1 rRNA gene is annotated in these 2,045 nt (G+C 52.1%); it reads left to right on the top strand.

Going from position 1 to position 2,045, the window contains the following annotated elements:
• Positions 1 to 107 precede the first annotated feature (107 nt).
• A 23S ribosomal RNA gene (locus BN587_RS00040) occupies positions 108 to 2,045 on the top strand; the annotation flags it as partial.

Consider the following 2,045-nt stretch of genomic DNA (forward strand, 5'->3'; position numbering starts at 1 on the left):
AAAAGTCCTTGTTATTGATGAGATGACAAGGCACCTCTAATCAATGCGAAAGCAAAGAGAATGAGTTAACGAGATCTAGGAACGCAAAGTTCTTAGTAAGCTGAAAAAGTCAAGCTACTAAGGGCATACGGCGGATGCCTAGGCGCCATCAGCCGATGAAGGACGCGGTAAGCTGCGAAAAGCTACGGGGAACTGCAAGCAAGTATTGATCCGTAGATGTCCGAATGGGGAAACCCACCTGCCGTCATGGGCAGGTATCCGAAAGGAAGGGAACCCGGGGAACTGAAACATCTAAGTACCCGGAGGAAGAGAAATCAAACGAGATGCCCACAGTAGCGGCGAGCGAAGAGGGCAGAGGGCAAACCGGGGAGCTACGGCTCTCCGGGGTTGAGGACTGCATTTAGTCTCAAAGGTTTATCCGAACTACCTGGAAAGGTAGGCAACACAGTGTAAAAGCCACGTAGGTTAAAGACCAGAGAGATGAGCAGTATCCAGAGTACCACGAGGCACGAGGAATCTTGTGGGAAGCCGGGGGGACCACCCTCCAACCCTAAACACTGAATGGCGACCGATAGCGCATAGTACCGTGAGGGAAAGGTGAAAAGAACCCCGGGAGGGGAGTGAAAGAGAACCTGAAACCGTATGTCTACAAGCAGTCGGAGCGAAAGCGACGGCGTGCCTATTGAAGAATGAACCAACGAGTTACGTGCACTAGCGAGGTTAAGTGGAAGACACGGAGCCGAAGCGAAAGCGAGTCTTAAGAGGGCGGATAGTTAGTGTACGTAGACCCGAAACCGCAGTGATCTACCCATGTCCAGGTTGAAGCGCAGGTAAAATTGCGTGGAGGACCGAACCTGTGAGCGTTGAAAAGCTTTAGGATGAGATGTGGGTAGAGGTGAAATTCCAATCGAACGCGGAGATAGCTGGTTCTCCCCGAAATAGCTTTAGGGCTAGCCTCAAGTAGTAAGTATAGGCGGTAGAGCACTGATCGGGCTAGGGGCCATAAAGGTTACCGAACCCTGTCAAACTCCGAATGGTTATACTGTAGAGCTTGGGAGTCAGACTACGAGTGATAAGATCCGTGGTCAAAAGGGAAACAGCCCAGACCACCAGCTAAGGTCCCCAATGTCGTACTAAGTGGAAAAGGATGTGGGGTCTCTAAAACAACCAGGATGTTGGCTTAGAAGCAGCCACCATTTAAAGAGTGCGTAATAGCTCACTGGTCGAGAGACCCTGCGCCGAAGATTACCGGGGCTAAAGTACGAAACCGAAGCTGTGGCTACGACGTAAGTCGTGGGGTAGGGGAGCGTTCTGTGAGGGCTGAAGTCGTTCTGTAAGGGACGGTGGACTTCACAGAAGTGAGAATGTTGGTATGAGTAGCGAAAAGAATGGTGAGAATCCATTCCACCGAAAGCATAAGGATTCCTGGGCAACGATCGTCGTCCCAGGGTAAGTCGGGACCTAATCCGAGGCATGGAGCGTAGGAGATGGACAACTGGCAGATATTCCAGTACCGGTAATGATTGTTTGAGCGATGGAGTGACACAGGAGGGCAGGCAGGCAGGAGATTGGTTGTTCCTGTACAAGCGTGTAGGGTGGAACGTAGGCAAATCCGCGTTCTGAGAGCCTGAGGCGTGATGTGGAGGTTCCGGAAACGGAGCTGAAGCTGCTGACCCCACACTGTCGAGAAAAGCTTCTAGTTAGAGAATTACCGCCCGTACCGTAAACCGACACAGGTATGCGGGGAGAGAATCCTAAGGTGCGCGGGAGAACCCTCGTTAAGGAACTCGGCAAAATGTACCCGTAACTTCGGGATAAGGGTAGCCGCTGTTGTGAAGTCTGAACAGACGGAGCATGAGGCGGTCGCAGAGAAGAGGCCCAAGCGACTGTTTACCACAAACACAGGTGCCTGCTAAAGAGAAATCTGACGTATAGGTGCTGACACCTGCCCAGTGCCGGAAGGTTAAGGAAGGATGTCCGGAGCAATCCAAAGCATTCGACCGAAGCCCCGGTGAACGGCGGCCGTAACTATAACGGTCCTAAGG

The organism is Phascolarctobacterium succinatutens CAG:287 (genome assembly GCF_000434895.1).
GTDB lineage: Bacteria > Bacillota > Negativicutes > Acidaminococcales > Acidaminococcaceae > Phascolarctobacterium_A > Phascolarctobacterium_A succinatutens_A.